Genomic DNA, 15,009 nt, shown 5'->3' with positions numbered 1-15,009 from the left:
TTTAATTCATTAATAGCGCTATGCAACGCATACTTGTAGTAGAAGATGAGATCAAAGTAGCTAACGCAGTCAAAAAAGGACTCGAAGAGAACGGCTTTGAAGTAGACGTTGCCTACGACGGCCGCATGGGAAAGAGCCTGGGAGCCAGCAATAACTACGACCTGGTCATCCTCGACCTCAACCTCCCCCATGCCAACGGCTATGAAGTATGTGAAGTCATCCGACGCCGTAACAACCGCATCCCTATCATCATGCTCACCGCCCTGGGAGGCATGGACGATAAAATGCAGGCCTTCGAACTCGGAGCAGACGACTACCTGGTAAAACCGTTCGACTTCCGCGAGCTCATGGCCCGCATCCGCGTATTCCTGAAACGGGCCGGCTCCGAAGTTCAACAGAACTCCCAGTACAAGATCATTATCGCCGACCTGGAAATAGACCGTGAAAAGAAAGAAGTGACCCGCGCCGGCAAAAAAATAGCCCTCACAGCAAAAGAATACCAGCTGCTCGAATTCCTTGCCCTGCATAAAGGCAAAGTAATTTCCAAACTGGTCATCGCAGAAAAAGTATGGGATATAGACTTTGACACCGGTACCAACGTGATAGAAGTATATATGAACTTCCTGCGCAAGAAAATAGACAAGGATTTCGATAATAAACTCCTGCATACCAAAACAGGAATGGGATATTACCTGGCCGAAGAGTGAAGATCAAATACAAAATAGCGCTCTATTATTCTATATCAGCTATCATATTGCTGATCACCTTCGCTTTCCTGGCTTATTACTTCTCAGCCCAGTCACGAAAGGCTGAATATCTCGAGCGACTGGAATACCGCGCCCGCTCCATAGCCAACGTTATTATTGAAGATGACAGGGTGAAAATAGACCTGCTCCGTAAACTGGATAAGACCACTTTCCAGGATCTCTACCAGGAAACCATCCTGGTATACAACCCCGCATATGACCTTCTTTATTCCAATATAAAGGATACGGCTATCCGTACTTCCCGCCACCTGCTGGACTATATCAAAAAGAACGGACAGTATAGTCACGAACGCGATAACGGAGAACAGGTAGGTATTTTCTATACCGAAGGCGCCGTATCTGTACTGGTACTGGTATCCTCCTTCGATAAGTATGGCTATCAGAACCTGCAGAATCTGAAACAGATCCTGATGATAGAGATCATCATCGCCGTGATCCTGCTCGTAGTAGTGGGATATTTCTTTGCACGGAAGATGGTGCAGCCGATAGATAAGCTGGTACGGCAGGTGAAGACCATTACAGCCAACAACCTCCAGGGTATCAGTGTAGATGCCCGTGGCAGGGACGAGATAGCCCAGCTTGGCGCCAACTTCAACACCATGCTGCAACGGCTTAGTGACGCATTTGACCTCCAGAAGAGCTTTGTCAGCAATGCCTCTCATGAACTGCGTACACCGCTGGCCGCTATTATCAGCCAGCTGCAGGTGGCACTGTCCAAAGAGAGAAGTAAGGAAGTATATGCCGACATCCTGGCCTCCGTACTGGAAGATGCCCAGCACCTGTCAGACCTCAGCAACGGCCTGCTGCAACTGGCCCAGTCAGAACTGAACGAGCAGAAGTTCATCTTCTCCGAAGTACGTATAGATGAGCTGTTACTGGAAATGGGCAACCTTATTAAACTGAAACATGCCTCTGCTGTAAGTGGGGCTGAGCCCCATAAAGCACCAAGGGTAGACCTCCGCTTCCTGAAAGTCCCCGAACAGGATACAGAACTGATCTGCCAGGGCAACGACAGCCTGCTCAAGGTACTTTTCCTCAACCTGCTGGACAATGCCCTGAAATACTCTTCAGACAATACTGTTTCCGTAACAATAGACTTTACGCCCGAAAGCATCCGGGTACAGGTAAAAGACAATGGCATAGGTATCCCCCCGGAAGAGCTCAGCAAGATATTCGAGCCCTTCTACAGAGGCGCAAATGCCCACCATACCCGCGGCCATGGCCTTGGACTCTCCATATGTAAAAAGATCGTCCTGCTGCATAAAGGGAAGATCAGCGTTACCTCTGTCGTTGGACAGGGTACCAGCTTTACCGTTGTACTTCCCCATATACACTCCTGAAAAATTCTTCCTGCATTTTAATGTGTTTTTAATTGCCTTTAAAGCCCCCTTTAAGACGGATTGCGGAGCTTTGCATTAATTCTGAAACAGATTATGAATTGCAAACGTCTCCTCCACTTCCTGCTTATTCCCGGCCTTTACCTGGGAAGCTGCAGACATCCGGAGATTGATGGCGGAGCCACAAAAAAGACGTTCGTATTAAGCGATACTATGTTAAAAACCATCCGGATAGATACCGCCAGTTTCAGGCCTGTTCAGATGGAGCTGCATTTCTCAGGAAGGGTGGCGGGTAAAAAAACAATAGCAAGGAAATCTGATATCGTGGTAGATGTAGCATCAGCCAGTTTACCGAAAGCCAGGGAAGGATATGAAGCAGAGGTCAGCACGTCCGCCCTTCCGGAGAAAGTGTTTTATGGTAAAGTAGATGGAGTTTTCATTAGCAGGGATACGACAACAGGCCGGTTAAGCATACGGCTGGATAGTCCGGAATCTAAACTGCAACCGGAAATGTTCACCCAGGTGGTACTGCACTGGGGGGATGGGAATAATATGATAGCAGTACCAGGAACCGCCATCATTGCTGATCACAACAGGAATTTTGTACTGGTGTTCAAAGACAAGTATAATATCCAGGTAAGGGAAGTAGAAACCTATACTACTTCAGGTGAGATAACGTACATCAGTAAAGGACTGGACGCCGGAGAGAACGTAATATCAGGGCATCAGCAACAGATCTACGATGCACTGAGCGATAACTGAGAAAATAAATATAAGAGACTTACAGCATAGCCTGTAATTAAGTTTTAGTTCGCATATAGGTTGATAGAATGGACATGCAAATCACAGCTCTGCAGATGTAATATTTGTCTGAACTGTTTTCATGCTCAATTACTCCGCCCCGCCGCAGAAGAAACAACGCGGGGCGGTTTTCTCTTTTTAAGCCGGCCGCAGGCCTCTCACAAAAAAATCGCTTTTGCCGAAGGCAAAAGCGATTTTTTTGTGAGAGGCCTACCCGCAAATTACTTATCATTTATCCTCGGCCGCAACCGCTGCTTAGACTTATTAAAAACCATCTGCCCCTTATCTACTCCCTTCCGCAACTCCGCGCGCTCCTCCTCCGGAAGATGCAAAACATCCTGACATTCCACACTACAACACCCCTCATGTTTAGCCGCACATTCCTCACACTGTATAAACAACAAATGACAACCATCATTCGCACAGTTAGTATGCGTATCACAAAGCTTCCCACACTGATGGCACTGACTGATTATCTCTTCCGTGATCCTCTCTCCCAGCCTGTCATCAAACACAAAGTTCTTTCCCTTGAACTTAACAGGCAATCCCTGCTGCTTCGCTTTATTTGTATATTCAATAATACCGCCTTCCAGGTGAAACACATTCTTAAACCCGTTGTGCAGCATATAGGCCGAAGCCTTCTCACACCGGATACCACCAGTACAGTACATCACAATGTTTTTATCCTTGTTCTCTTTCAGCATATCTACCGCCATAGGTAGCTGCTCCCTGAAAGTATCAGAAGGTACTTCTATAGCATTCTCGAAATGCCCCACTTCATACTCATAGTGATTCCGCATATCCACAATGATAGTATCCGGATCGTCAGTAAGGTCATTGAAGTCCTTGGCATTGAGGTACTTCCCCCTGTGCGTGATGTCAAAAGTAGGGTCCTCGATCCCATCAGCCACTATCTTATCCCTTACTTTGATCTTCAGTACCCAGAAAGATTTACCATCATCATCCACGGCAATATTCAATCGTATACCGTTCAGGAACGAATAGCTGTAAAGGGTTTCCTTGAAAGCTTCAAAATTTTCTTCCGGAATACTTATCTGTGCATTGATCCCCTCGTGAGCCACATAGATACGGCCAAACACGTTCAGTGCAAATAGCTGTTGATACAATTGATTCCTGAAAGCAGTGGGATCTTCAATTTTGGCGTACTGGTAGAAGGAAACGGTAACACGCCTGAATGTCTCGGCTGCAAGCCTCTGCTTCAGCTCCTCGGCTGAAACTCTGTTATGTAAAGGTGCCATTAAAAGTTTAGAAATTTTAAGAACACTTGCCTGGTGAGCAAAACTTCTATTCCCCCGGAATATCCCGGGACGGCGCAAAGTTAAGTAAATTCCTCAAAAATCAACCCTGCCAGGCCTCCGTCTCTTTCGACCATTCGTACAACAGGGTGGTAAGATAATACGCTGCGGCACTGATAATCAGTACATAACCCACAAAGCCAATAGTCATAAATTCCTGCAGGTATTGCCACTCTCTGACATCAGCCACGTAGGCAAGGGTAGCCATTAACATACCAGTAATAAAGGCGATCAACGAGATTTTCTTCATAAGGGATTCACATGAAAGATGATAGAAACTATGGTTACAATTACTCGAACAACGATATACTACTTAATAACAGACTGAGCTGACAAAATGTTCAGCCGCATAACTATTTGATTATTATTGTATATAAATTATTCCTCAGACCTGGCATTCTTTTTGAATCTAAGGTATCGGACAGTAACCAAAAAAGTTAAACCCAAATTTGTTAATTTATGAGTACAGTTTTTCTCTACATCTTTTATTTTATAGTAGCGATATGGATTTATCGTTTACTGGCATACTTCTACGATGGCAATCCCAAAGAGAGTGTTAAAGCCAGAAAAGAAAGATCTTAGGCAAGCAAAAAGGGAAGTCAGCTGACTTCCCTTTTTTAAATATTATTATCGTTGGCCCTGTCCCGAGCTCAGCATTCCGCCAAACAGCCCTCCAAAACCGACCCTCACCCCTATTCGCGTATCCTCCTTACTCTGGTATCCGGCAATCACATCTACTCTTATCAGTTTGAATATATTCTCAAGACCGGCAAAAACCTCCACATAATTATTGTCACGGTTCACATAAAAGGTATTAGATCCCGCTACAAGATTCCATTTTAGCCTGTTGAACAGAGGTATCTTATTGGTTAGCAATCCGTTGAAATGATGTTCTACATTAGCCACACCATACAGTGAAGCAGTATTGCTGTATTGGTAATACGGCGCCAGCTGGAAGCTGTTCAGGTAATTGATATTATAAAAAGTCTGATTGCCGTTAAAATGCTGGTAATCAGGAATATCTACATGCTTATCGTTCAGGAAGCCTCCGGCGCCAATACGGTAGTGGAATTCCCCGAACAATTTAAAGTTCATATTATCCTTGATCTGTACCCTCCACTTGTCAAAATTGGCGTCACTACCTCCAATATCCGGAATACCCTTGTCATAGGCCACACTGAATGTAGGATATTTTGACCCCAGCGGTACTTTTCTGTCCGGTAGCTCAATAAACCGTTGCCCGGGCTGGAAGGAGAACGCAAAGTTCAGCACCAGCGCCTGGTTCTTCTGGAATGGCACATTGGCCAGTTCATACGGATGATTGGGCGTGAACTGTTTCTTATCGTTCTTGAATATTACAAAGTCAGTTGTATTCTCAACAGGCATACGATCTTCATAACTGGCCCCCAGGGTAATAGTAGCTGTATTCTCGAAACGGCGGGAGAAAGAAAGCATCCCAAACCAGTTCTCATAAAGCTTCATATAGTTCTCTTTCAGCAACAGGGTATAAAAAGCATTGGCCAGCGGAACGATAGGATTGTCCCTGTTGAATTGCGATATACGTTTACCGCCTCCTATGGTCAGGCTGTTGCTGCCATACCTGCCGGCCAGTCGCCCGTCTTTTTTCCAGGTGAGATACGTATAAGAGTTCAGGTGACTATTACTGGAACCATAACGTACAGAAGAAAATATCTGCAGTGACTGTTTCTGTGGAAGGCTGAAACTCAGCGTAGGCTCAAAATTGACAGATACCCCTTCAACAGTATTATATTCAAGCTGTGTGATCAGCGGTTTGATATTCAACTGATGGGAATAGATGCCCGTATCACGTTTAAAGTAAAAATTCCGGTTGATGCCGCCCCAGAAAAGGTTGACCGGGTTCAATGGCTTTTGTCTTTTACGCAGGGTGTCCAGCTCTCGTGAAGAGCTGAGACTGTCCTTCCTGGCCCTTGCTGTACTGTCTTTTTCATGGAAGTCTTTCAGTTCTTCCGGCTCCAGTGGAACAGGACGTACACTGTCCCAATAAGCCAGCCCTTTACTGTCATATGCGGTATCATAGCGTAACAGCGTTTTACCGAAGTATTTCTTTGCAAAGCCCGGGTTCAGATCGTAGTTGGAATAAACGTTAACGAAGTTACCCACCAGGTCAAACCCGAATTGCTTGAGACTGATATAGATAACCTGGTCTTTTGTACGCCATACATCTGCATTTACCGGCACATGGATCTGCCGTATATGCAGCGTATCCATGATCTCCAGCTGGTAGTCCTGTGTAACAAGCAGGTCTGTACTGTGTATCCTCCAGTCATCGTCCGTAATGAAAATATAACCGGAAAACAGCGGTTCATATTTACGGCGGGGAATTACTTTGATCTTGTTCACAGTTTTTCCGTCATCCTGGAAAACGCCTTCCAGCCTGTATTTGTAATAAAGCAGCGCATTATCTGCTATAGGGGAAATAAAACCGCGTTTATTGAATTGCGACAGCATGGCCGTCACGTTGTTCTCATAGAAGTCTATGAATGCCGGGAAACTGAAGCCCAGTCCGCCACCGCTCTGACGGGCGGATATCACTTCTACCTTTACATCTTCCGGCGCTTTATAAGATACTTTGGTCACAGATTCTGAGAGGAACAGTACGCCCTTGCCGGTAGAATCCACTCCCATTTCTTTCTTATCTATTTTCTGACCAAAGAAGCGGTTAGGTACATCCCGGGTTTTGAAGATCCCTTTAATATAGTCGTTACAGGTATATTCCTTTACCTGGTTCAGGTAATACGGGCGTTTCTTTATAGCCTGGCGGATAATGGCATAGGCAGGGTCTTCCCCTCCTGATTTCACCACTACTTCTTTTATCTGTAAACTTAGCGGGATGAGTACAAAATCTATCTCCTGCACAGCATCTGTGACGGTGATGTTCTTCTCCGTTTTTTTGTACCCCATATACTGGCATACCAGTGTATACGTACCTGCAGGAAGGTCGAGCTGATAAACGCCGGCGCCGTTACTGGTGGTACCGGTAGTGGTACCTTTAATAAAAATAGAGGCAAAAGGCAATGGCGATTGTTTTTCACCATATACCCGGCCGCGTATAATACCGGCCTGACTGGTATAGCAAATAATCAGGAAAAGAAAGGTCGAAAAAAGCCTTGGCATATTGGGAAATTATGATCAGCCGGAATTTGCATGGTTCCGAAATACAACGTCTAAGCCGCTACGGCTGTTTTCTTTTTAGCACGCAGGTAACTGCCGGTTAAACCTCCCAGACCTGCTGTGATCCCTCCTATCAGGGCGCTGATCACACCAATCAGGATAGGGCTCTTTACTTTCAGGATCATCTCGCTCATCCTGTTGGCCAGTATATGGTCATTCTGTATGTCTTTAAAGAATGCCAGGGCCAGCCACAGCAGGAATACAGCTATAAATCCGTTGAGGAATGAGCGTAAGGGAGGCAATGGTATAAGTATAGCTACCAGGAAAGCCGCCAGGGCTACTGTCCACCAGCCAATGAAATATCCTCCAAGATAACTGAGGGCCACAATGAGTATAAAACGGGGTAGTGATTTCATACCCTTAAGGTAAGAAAATGTATAATATAAAATACGCTGCCTGGCGGCCGCAGGCCAAAAACCTCTTTGCGTAATACATTCAATGTAATAAAAGGAACAGCCTTATCCCCTGCAAAACCAGTCCCGGAAACACCCCTATCCAGAACAACATCCCCGCCAGCACCACCAGCGTAATATAAGTAGAAACATGAAAGAACGGATGCACGGTTTTCTGCATCACATCGGCAGTACCGGAAGTCCCGAACAGGGTATTGATAACACGCAGATAATAATACAACCCTATCACACTGGTCAGTATAAGCACCGCCAGCGGCAGCCACACGGCCTGCTGTACTCCGGCAGAAAGCACAAAGAACTTAGCCAGAAACCCGGCAGTTAACGGAATACCGGCAAGAGAGAACAGGGAGATAGCCAGTATGGTAGCCACCACCGGCCTTCTCCAGATCAATCCTGTATATATATCCAGCGTCTCCGCTTCATGCTCCCGTGAAGACAGCAACGTAATGACGCCAAATGCTGATAATAAAGTGATAGAATACGCAATCAGGTAAAAAGCGGCTGCCTCGGTACCCGCTTCATTCCCGGGGAGGAACGCTACAAGCAGGTACCCGAAATGCGCGATGGAGGAATAGGCCAGCAGCCGCTTAAGATTCTGTTGCCTTAACGCCAGTATGTTCCCCACTATCATAGACGAAATGGCTATGACTGAGAAGATGGCGATAATAAGCGGGTACTGCTGCAAATGAATTGTCTGTGCAAAGCGCAGCAACACCGCAAATGTGCCGATCTTTGAAATAGTGGCAATAAAAGCTGTAACCGGCGTGGGAGATCCCTGGTAAACATCAGCAGCCCAGAGATGGAAGGGCACAAGGGCCAGCTTGAACCCTATGGCAACAACGATAGTCCCCAGCCCCATGAGAAATAAAGGAGATGATGACACTTGTGGCAGCTTTTCTGCAATACCACTGAACTTCATACTACCCGCCTCCATATAGATCAGCGCCATACCAAACAGCAGAAAGGCTGACGATAACGCTGCCAGCACCAGGTATTTCATCCCGGCCTCCACTGCATTGTTCCTGTTACGCAGATAAGCTATCAGCGCATACAGGCTCACACTTAACAACTCCAGCCCAATAAACAGTGAAATAAAATGCTGGCTGATGGTGAGAATAGCAGCGCCCAGCGTAGCCAGGAACAGCAGGATATAATATTCTTTGGGGTTTTCCTCCCTTTCCTCAAAATAGATATAAGAGAACAACCCTATTACCAGTACACAGAAAATAATAACGCCTGTAAACAACGCTGCCTGCCCATCTACAATAAAGAGCGGAGGCACTTCTTCAGGTAAGGTATCTCTTACATACCAGGTGGCAAAAACCACCAGGCACATCATCAGGAACCCTGTTACCTGTATAACAGTATGGCTTAACCGAAAAGCGATCAGCAGTATGGTTACCACAGAGGCCATCGCCAGTATGATGAAAGGAAGCAGCGGTATTAATTGCAGTTCATTCATGGAGTAACGGATGAATAGTAGATAAATGATGCACAGTATCTATTACAGGTTGCGGAAATAAACCCAATACCACAATGCTGATACTCAGCGCAGTCAGTATGATCAGTTCCCTGGCGCTGAGGTCCACTACAGGCACAGTGCTTATCAGCGGGCCCATAAACACTTTCTGCATCATACGCAGGGAATATACAGCGGAAAGGATCAGACCAAGGGTAGCTATAATACTGAGCACCGGGTTGTTGGAGAATGTTCCCAGCAGGATAAAGAATTCTGCAATAAAGTTACCCAATGCCGGCAACCCTGCAGATGCCATTGTCAGTAGTATTGCCATTCCTCCGAGCCTTGGCATGGAAGTCCACAACCCTCCCATTTTAGTAATATCTCTCGTATGTAGTCTTTCCTTCAGCATACCCGCCATAAGGAACAACGCACCTGTACTAAGCCCGTGTGTCAGTATCTGCATCACCACTCCCTGCATAGCTATACTGCTGAAAGAAAAAACACCTACCAGCACAAATCCCATATGACTTACAGATGTATAAGCTATCAGCCGTTTGAGGTCTGTTTGCGAAAAAGCCAGTAATGCTCCGTAAATAATCCCCGCCACACCTATCAGTATCATCCAGGGCGCAATATCTGCTGCGGCCTGGGGGAATATCGGTAATACAAAGCGTATTATACCATAAGCCCCCGTTTTCAGCAGTAGACCCGCCAGCAGGAGACTTCCCGCAGTAGGCGCTTCTCCGTGTGCATCCGGCAACCAGTTATGGAACGGTACTGCCGGCAGCTTAATAACAAATGCTATAAGAAACCCCAGCATGGTCCACATAGCAGTAGAAGGCGTCAGGGCCGTTTGCAGTAAAGCGAAATAATCGAAGGTGTAGTTCCCTGTCTGCTGACCATGAATAAAATACAACGCCAGTATAGCCAGCAACATCAGCAAACTACCAGCTTGTGTAAAGAGAAAGAACTTATAGGCAGCATAATGCCGGCGGACATCTCCCCAGAGAATGATCAGCAGGAACATAGGGATCAGCATGATCTCCCAGCAGAAGTAGAACAGGAACAGGTCCATGGCAATGAACACACCACTGATACCTGCCAGTGTCCACAACAGGTTAAAGAAATAAAAACCTGTCCTTTCCCTGACTTCCTTCCAGGAACAAAGTACCGCCAGGATGCCCAGGAAATAAGTAAGCAACAGCAATATATGGCTGAAACCGTCCAGGGCTACATGAAAGCTGACTCCCAGCGCCGGTATCCAGTTTGCCTGGTAGTTGATGAACCAGGAAGAATTATCCGGGAAAGCCTGGTAAACTGGAAAAAGCCAGCAGGCTATCAGCAGGTCAGCGCTGACAGTAATAAGGGCTATCCACCTGGCCAGCAAGGGCTGCCTTTGGGCTGCCAGCCAGCATAAGATGCCTCCTGCCAGTAATATGCATAGCATCCATATCAGTATCATAACAGTAATTGTAAGGTGATGATAAACAGGATACCTATCAGCACACCTGTTACATACCATCTCAGTGAACCATTCTGGGTTACTGAGAACTGCCGGTTAAGCAGCATGCTCACATTGGCAATGGCAGTATACAGTTTGTCAGATATATCAGATTTGTTGATACGGGTAATGAACAGGAAAGGCCTTACTATCAACGCGTCATACAACTGGTCAAACCTCCATCCGCTGAAAAAGAAGTCCCGTACAGACATTACCGTGGGCGATTGCTTCCATTGCTGCAACAACGGACTTTGACCGTAGTAAAGCGAATAACCGCTGTATATGCCAATCAGCGATACTACTACGGCTATCAGCTGAAATACTATTTCTGCAGGCAACCCCTCTTTTAAAACAGTTGCCGGCAATACATGCTGTACTTCTTCTGAAAAAAGATCAACATGCAGAATATTGTGCGGCCATTCTATCCACCCTGCTGCAACAGAAAAGAAAGCCAGGATGACCAGCGGCACCGTCATAACACGCGATGGCAGATGCCCGGGTGTTGTCTTCATCTCTCCCCAGAAGACCACCAGTATCAGCCTGGTTGAATAAAGCGCCGTGATAAAAGCGCCTGCCAGCGCTAAAGCCCATAATACCGGGTGACCGCCACCCGCGCTCCACGCATACCAAAGTATCTGGTCCTTGCTGAAAAAGCCGGCGGTGACCAGCGGCAGGGCGGCCAGCGCAGCCGCGCCAATAGTAAAGGTCCAGAAAATGACAGGCATCGTTTTTCTCAGCCCGCCCATCTTAAAGATATTATGCTCATGATGCAATGTCTCAATAACAGCGCCTGCAGCAAGGAACAGCAATGCCTTGAAAAAGGCATGGGTGAAGAAGTGGAAGATACCTGCGCTCCAGGCGCCCACTCCCAGGGCCAGGAACATATATCCTATCTGGCTGATGGTAGAATAAGCCAGTATCCTCTTAATATCCGTCTGTACCATAGCACTGCAGCCTGCCACGAAAAGCGTAACAGCGCCCACTATTGCAGTTATCTGCATAGCCACGGGCGAAAGCTCAAAGATGGTATGCATCCTGGCAATAAGGTAAACGCCGGCAGTGACCATAGTAGCGGCATGGATCAATGCACTGACGGGAGAAGGCCCGGCCATAGCATCCGGCAACCATGTCTGCAGCGGCAGCTGCGCCGATTTTCCCATACCACCACAAAGAAGCAGGATGGCTATCAACGTAACACCATCAGCACCACTGCTGAAATGTTGTGTGGCCCTTGCCAGCACATCAGGAATATACAATGTGCCCAATTCTTTAAACAACAGGAAAAGCCCAATGATCATAGCGGTATCCCCGATACGGGTGATCACAAATGCCTTGTTCGCCGCCCGGTAATTGCCGGGAGTTTCATACCAGAACCCTATCAGCAGGTAACTGCACAGGCCCACTCCCTCCCAGCCCAGGTATAACAACACCAGGTTGTCTGCCATCACCAGCATCAGCATGGCACAAACGAAAAGGTTCATGGAAGCAAAAAAACGGGCATAATCCCTGTCCTCACGCATGAAGGCAATAGAGTAGATATGGATCAGCGCCCCTATGAAAGTGATGATACAGATGAAGACGAGCGACAGTGAATCCACACGCAGGCTGATATTCGACACCAGTCCCTCAACAGAAAACCAGTGCCATAACACCTGCGTATAGGCGCCTGTCTCCGGCGGAGATTGCAGAAAACGGGCGCTTAACAGGATAGTGATAAGCGCAGATATACAGATGCTGCCTGCCCCAATACCGGCAATGAAATTGCGGGACAGGTATCTCCCTGCCAGTGATAACACCAGGAACCCGGCCAGGGGCAATGCAGGTATCAGGTACAGATATTGTTGCATATAGAACTTAATCTTTTAATTCTTTGAGCTGATCAATATCAAGTGATTTCCGCTGGTGATGGATCTGTACTACCAGCGCCAGTGCCACAGACACCTCTGCTGCGGCCATAGCAAGAATGAACAGGTACATGATCTGTCCGTCCGGTTGCTGCCACCTTGCCCCGGCGGCCACAAAAGCCAGCCCGGCAGAGTTAAGCATGATTTCTACAGAAAGCAGCATGAACAGGATGTTCTTCCTTGTCAGTACACCCGCCAGTCCCAGTACAAACAGGATAGCGGCAACTACTAATACCGTATGTGCGTGAATAGGTGCCATCAGTTTTATGTTGTTGTTGTTTGCAGGAACCTGTGCAGGCTCTTTTTCCTTTGTTTACCAATATGCGCGGCCCCGACAATACCCGTCATCAGCAGAAAGCCCACCAGCTCCACCGCAATAATGTATTCCCCGTAAAGTGATAAAGATATCTGCCGGGCATCGACTGCCACTGCTGGCATATCCGTCGGTGACGGACGTAACAATAGTACTATCATCTCAGCCAGCAACACCAGCGTGAGCACAGAAGGCCAGAGCCACACCCGGGGCTGTAACCATTCCTTTTCCTGCTGTGCCGTTTGCTTACCCAGGTTCAGCATCATGACCACAAAAATGAAGAGCACCATAATAGCGCCTGCATAGATGATCACCTCCAGCGCAGCAGCAAACGGAGCGCCCATAGAAAGGAATGTAACGGCAATAGCCATAAAGGAAACAATCAGATACAGCAAAGCATGAATAGGATGATACCGGGTTATCACCATGATAGTAGCCAGTATGGCAACGAGAGACGATATATAGAAAAGGATCGGCATCGCTTTGAATTTTCAGGGGATTAAGCTTTTTATGTCTACCGGTTCTTCCTCATTTCCTCCCTTCCCTTTTTCTTTCACTCCGGCATCAAGACCCGCCACATTATAAAAGTTATAGCCGGGGTATTTCCCCTGGCTGTCTATCAGCAGGTCTTCCTTTTCATACACAAGGTCCTGGCGTTTGTATTCCGCCATCTCAAAATCGGGAATAAGCTGTATAGCGTAGGTGGGACAGGCTTCTTCACAATACCCGCAAAAAATGCAGCGGGAAAAATTAATGCGGAAGAACTCAGGATATCTCCGCCCCTCTTCATTTTCAGTAGCCTGTAAAGCAATACAGTCCACCGGACAGGCAGCAGCACAGAGATAACATCCAACACAGCGCTCTCCCCCGTCAGGATCTTTGGTCAGCACTATACGCCCACGCCAGCGCGGAGGCAACGGTACTCTCTGTTCCGGGTACTGGATAGTGACCTTCCTGTGGAAGAGATGCACAAAGACCAACCACATTGTACGCAGGTGACTAATCATCGTTATATATTTTAAGTTATACTCATTAAGATTTCAACCAGAGGGCTACTGCTCCGGTTATCAGCAGGTTAGCCAATACCAGTGGCAGCAACAGCTTCCAGCCGTATGCCATCAGCTGATCATATCGCGGACGTGGCAACGATGCTCTCAGCAATATGAAAAGACCAATAAACAGGAACGTTTTCAGAAAGAACCACACCACCGGCGGAAGGAACGCAGGCCCCAGCCATCCGCCAAAAAACAGTGTCACCGTCATGGCAGATATCAGCGAAATACCCAGGTACTCCCCGATGAAGAACATCCCGAATTTCATCCCTGAATATTCTGCATGGAAGCCTGCTATCAGCTCACTTTCCGCTTCAGGAATATCAAACGGCAACCGGTGGGTTTCAGCCAGTCCTGCAATAAAGAATATGATAAAGCCAACAGGCTGTAAGAAAACATACCAGATCTTTTCCTGCGCAGCTACTATCTCTGTCAGGTTAAAGGACCTGCTCAGCATCACCACGCCCATCAGTGAAAGACCCATAAACACTTCGTATGCTATCATCTGGGAAGCGCCACGTAACGCGCCCAGCAGTGAGTACTTATTGTTGGACGCCCACCCTCCCAGCACAATACTGTATACGCCCAGCGATGACATGGCCAGGAAGAACATCAGCCCCACATTCAGATCCGCCACTACAATACCCGGCGCAAAAGGTATGATGGCAAGTCCCATCAACACACTGGCCACTACTACGGTAGGCGCCAGTATAAACACCCATTTATCTGCAAAAGGTGGTATCCAGTCTTCTTTAAAGAAGAGCTTCAGCGTATCCGCCAGCACAATAAAAAGCCCGAGAGGTCCCGCGCGGTTAGGTCCCAGCCGGTCCTGCCACAGGGCCAGCAGCCTGCGCTCCACCCAGATAAGACCTGCAGCTATATTCAGGAACACAAAGAGTACACCCAGTACTATCCATACGTGTTGCATAA

15 protein-coding genes are annotated in these 15,009 nt (G+C 47.2%); 4 read left to right on the top strand and 11 right to left on the bottom strand.

Annotated features, from left to right (window positions below; all coding sequences use genetic code 11):
* The first annotated feature begins 20 nt into the window (after nt 1-20).
* The 3 genes from GO493_RS07700 to GO493_RS07690 all read left to right on the top strand — a co-directional run bounded on the left by GO493_RS07700 (nt 21) and on the right by GO493_RS07690 (nt 2,866).
* A complete protein-coding gene (locus tag GO493_RS07700) occupies nt 21-707 on the top strand; it encodes a response regulator transcription factor (RefSeq protein WP_157305555.1) in 687 nt (228 codons plus the stop codon).
* The gene (locus GO493_RS31045; protein WP_157305554.1) at nt 704-2,107 is read left to right on the top strand and encodes a HAMP domain-containing sensor histidine kinase; all 1,404 of its coding nucleotides are present in this window, start codon (nt 704-706) and stop codon (nt 2,105-2,107) included. Before GO493_RS07700 ends, GO493_RS31045 begins: the two co-directional genes overlap by 4 nt.
* 93 nt (nt 2,108-2,200) lie before the next feature.
* Entirely contained in the window at nt 2,201-2,866 is a 666-nt protein-coding gene (locus tag GO493_RS07690) for an efflux RND transporter periplasmic adaptor subunit (protein ID WP_157305553.1), read from the top strand.
* A gap of 260 nt (nt 2,867-3,126) precedes the next feature.
* Here GO493_RS07690 and trhO read toward each other — a convergent pair whose 3' ends face one another.
* Together trhO and GO493_RS07680 are read right to left on the bottom strand one after the other, a co-directional pair.
* Complete coding sequence (trhO, locus tag GO493_RS07685; RefSeq protein ID WP_157305552.1) at nt 3,127-4,164, bottom strand: oxygen-dependent tRNA uridine(34) hydroxylase TrhO; 1,038 nt, start codon at nt 4,162-4,164, stop codon at nt 3,127-3,129.
* A 100-nt stretch (nt 4,165-4,264) separates the two neighbouring features.
* Entirely contained in the window at nt 4,265-4,471 is a 207-nt protein-coding gene (locus tag GO493_RS07680; RefSeq protein ID WP_157305551.1) for a hypothetical protein, read from the bottom strand.
* A 209-nt stretch (nt 4,472-4,680) separates the two neighbouring features.
* On the opposite strand from GO493_RS07680, the gene GO493_RS31215 reads away from it, so the two are divergent.
* Complete coding sequence (locus GO493_RS31215) at nt 4,681-4,803, top strand: hypothetical protein (protein WP_262885949.1); 123 nt, start codon at nt 4,681-4,683, stop codon at nt 4,801-4,803.
* 45 nt (nt 4,804-4,848) lie between these two features.
* On the opposite strand, the gene GO493_RS07675 is transcribed toward GO493_RS31215, so the two are convergent.
* From GO493_RS07675 to nuoH, 9 genes are all read right to left on the bottom strand, one after another.
* On the bottom strand, nt 4,849-7,377 hold the full coding sequence (locus GO493_RS07675) for a DUF5686 and carboxypeptidase regulatory-like domain-containing protein (protein WP_157305550.1): 2,529 nt from the start codon (nt 7,375-7,377) through the stop codon (nt 4,849-4,851).
* 50 nt (nt 7,378-7,427) lie between these two features.
* Nucleotides 7,428-7,790 carry a hypothetical protein gene (locus GO493_RS07670; RefSeq protein ID WP_157305549.1) on the bottom strand — a complete coding sequence of 121 codons (363 nt, stop codon included), beginning with the start codon at nt 7,788-7,790 and terminating at the stop codon, nt 7,428-7,430.
* A 79-nt stretch (nt 7,791-7,869) separates the two neighbouring features.
* Nucleotides 7,870-9,309, bottom strand: a complete 1,440-nt coding sequence (locus GO493_RS07665) for an NADH-quinone oxidoreductase subunit N (RefSeq protein ID WP_157305548.1) — start codon at nt 9,307-9,309, stop codon at nt 7,870-7,872.
* Complete coding sequence (locus tag GO493_RS07660; RefSeq protein WP_157305547.1) at nt 9,302-10,771, bottom strand: complex I subunit 4 family protein; 1,470 nt, start codon at nt 10,769-10,771, stop codon at nt 9,302-9,304. Before GO493_RS07660 ends, GO493_RS07665 begins: the two co-directional genes overlap by 8 nt.
* Entirely contained in the window at nt 10,768-12,657 is a 1,890-nt protein-coding gene (gene nuoL, locus GO493_RS07655) for an NADH-quinone oxidoreductase subunit L (protein WP_157305546.1), read from the bottom strand. Before nuoL ends, GO493_RS07660 begins: the two co-directional genes overlap by 4 nt.
* A gap of 7 nt (nt 12,658-12,664) precedes the next feature.
* Nucleotides 12,665-12,973, bottom strand: a complete 309-nt coding sequence (nuoK, locus tag GO493_RS07650; protein WP_157305545.1) for an NADH-quinone oxidoreductase subunit NuoK — start codon at nt 12,971-12,973, stop codon at nt 12,665-12,667.
* 5 nt (nt 12,974-12,978) lie between these two features.
* Nucleotides 12,979-13,506: an NADH-quinone oxidoreductase subunit J gene (gene nuoJ / locus GO493_RS07645; RefSeq protein WP_157305544.1), complete on the bottom strand. Its 528-nt coding sequence runs from the start codon at nt 13,504-13,506 to the stop codon at nt 12,979-12,981.
* A gap of 12 nt (nt 13,507-13,518) precedes the next feature.
* Entirely contained in the window at nt 13,519-14,034 is a 516-nt protein-coding gene (gene nuoI / locus GO493_RS07640; protein WP_157305543.1) for an NADH-quinone oxidoreductase subunit NuoI, read from the bottom strand.
* Nucleotides 14,035-14,059: 25 nt separating this feature from the next.
* Nucleotides 14,060-15,007, bottom strand: a complete 948-nt coding sequence (gene nuoH, locus GO493_RS07635) for an NADH-quinone oxidoreductase subunit NuoH (RefSeq protein WP_232538785.1) — start codon at nt 15,005-15,007, stop codon at nt 14,060-14,062.
* Nucleotides 15,008-15,009 lie beyond the last annotated feature (2 nt).

It is taken from the genome of Chitinophaga tropicalis (genome assembly GCF_009758205.1).
Classification (GTDB): Bacteria; Bacteroidota; Bacteroidia; order Chitinophagales; family Chitinophagaceae; genus Chitinophaga; species Chitinophaga tropicalis.
This window is presented reverse-complemented; position numbering and strand designations above follow the sequence as displayed.

Coding starts and splice junctions, on each gene's coding strand:
- GO493_RS07700 (WP_157305555.1), top strand. CDS start 21: ATGCAACGCATACTTGTAGTAGAAGATGAGATCAAAGTAGCTAACGCA.
- GO493_RS07690 (WP_157305553.1), top strand. CDS start 2,201: ATGAATTGCAAACGTCTCCTCCACTTCCTGCTTATTCCCGGCCTTTAC.
- trhO (WP_157305552.1), bottom strand. CDS start 4,164: ATGGCACCTTTACATAACAGAGTTTCAGCCGAGGAGCTGAAGCAGAGG.
- GO493_RS07680 (WP_157305551.1), bottom strand. CDS start 4,471: ATGAAGAAAATCTCGTTGATCGCCTTTATTACTGGTATGTTAATGGCT.
- GO493_RS31215 (WP_262885949.1), top strand. CDS start 4,681: ATGAGTACAGTTTTTCTCTACATCTTTTATTTTATAGTAGCGATATGG.
- GO493_RS07675 (WP_157305550.1), bottom strand. CDS start 7,377: ATGCCAAGGCTTTTTTCGACCTTTCTTTTCCTGATTATTTGCTATACC.
- GO493_RS07670 (WP_157305549.1), bottom strand. CDS start 7,790: ATGAAATCACTACCCCGTTTTATACTCATTGTGGCCCTCAGTTATCTT.
- GO493_RS07665 (WP_157305548.1), bottom strand. CDS start 9,309: ATGAATGAACTGCAATTAATACCGCTGCTTCCTTTCATCATACTGGCG.
- GO493_RS07660 (WP_157305547.1), bottom strand. CDS start 10,771: ATGATACTGATATGGATGCTATGCATATTACTGGCAGGAGGCATCTTA.
- nuoL (WP_157305546.1), bottom strand. CDS start 12,657: ATGCAACAATATCTGTACCTGATACCTGCATTGCCCCTGGCCGGGTTC.
- nuoK (WP_157305545.1), bottom strand. CDS start 12,973: ATGGCACCTATTCACGCACATACGGTATTAGTAGTTGCCGCTATCCTG.
- nuoJ (WP_157305544.1), bottom strand. CDS start 13,506: ATGCCGATCCTTTTCTATATATCGTCTCTCGTTGCCATACTGGCTACT.
- nuoI (WP_157305543.1), bottom strand. CDS start 14,034: ATGATTAGTCACCTGCGTACAATGTGGTTGGTCTTTGTGCATCTCTTC.
- nuoH (WP_232538785.1), bottom strand. CDS start 15,007: ATGCAACACGTATGGATAGTACTGGGTGTACTCTTTGTGTTCCTGAAT.